Genomic DNA, 1148 nt, shown 5'->3' on the forward strand with positions numbered 1-1148 from the left:
TCTTCCAGCCGTATCAGGTTGTCCGCACGGTCGTAGGCATAACGGGTAACGTTGCCTTTCACATCCACCGCCTGTACAAGCCTTCCCCTGCCGTCGTACTCCCACCGGCGGAACAGTCCGTTGGGGAACTGCAGCAATTCCAGGTCGTACCTGTCGTTGAACGTGAGCGTGTAAACCCGTCCCTGCCCGTCCGTTATGGTACGCAACACGCCTCCCTCGTAGGCATATTTCACAGTTTCTCCGCCCGGTGTGGTCCGGCTGACGACGCGGTCCAGTCCGTCATAGTCCCATGAAAGCCTTTTTCCACCCGGAGTGTAAAGCGAGACGAGGTTGCGGTTGCCGTCGTAGTCCAGAAAGGTGTCCTCCCCGTTCTCGTCCGTAATCCGGACCGGCTGGCCGAACTCGTTGTAGGCGGTCTTACGGGTATAGCCTTCGGGATTGACCGTGACCTCCAGCTCCTGAAAGCTGTTGTATTGGTGACGGGTAATTCCTCCGTTGGCATCCACTATCTTATAGATAAGTTTGTCCTCACCGTAATAATATTCGGTTTCGGCATTTTCCCCGTTACGGATATGGGTATATCCCTTGCCGTAACGGATGAAATATTCCATCACGCCTCCATCGCCCCATGTATGCACACAGCGGGCATTCTCCCCCTTACCTTCATATTCCCAGTGGAAGGACATGCCTCCCTGATTGGTGAGCCGTACCAGCAGATGTCCGCCGGAATAGACGAAATGCTTGCTGACATCCAGCGCATCCAGCGTTTCCACCATGTCGCCCCGGTCATCGTAACGGTAACGGACCAGCTTCACCTCCTCACCGTCCTGATTTACGGAAACGCAGAGTACCCGTCCCGACTCGTCAGTTTCCACTTTCAGGAACTCTCCCCGTGAGGATATGATACCTGCCAGCCTTCCCCCCGAAGCGTATTCGAAGCGGAGCCGGAATCCGTCCTTCGTGGAAATGCCCGACACCATGCGGTAGCCGGAGCGGTTTTCGGGACCGTCAAAACGGTATTGCAACCCCCGGATGTCCGTAAGCAGGTAGCCCCAGCCGTCGAGTGTCCATGCCAGCTGCTCCCTGCGGTCAAAATGGGATTCTCCAAGTTTCAGTACGGGCAGGAAAGATTCCCGTCCGTCAGCATG

General features: G+C 56.2%; 1 pseudogene. It reads right to left on the bottom strand.

What is annotated here, in order from left to right:
• Window positions 1-1148 (bottom strand): annotated as a pseudogene (locus AB5935_RS27400) (RHS repeat protein); the annotation flags it as partial.

The organism is Phocaeicola sp. RTP21198st1_B8_RTP21198_201120 (assembly GCF_040929485.1).
Taxonomy (GTDB): Bacteria; Bacteroidota; Bacteroidia; order Bacteroidales; family Bacteroidaceae; genus Phocaeicola; species Phocaeicola dorei.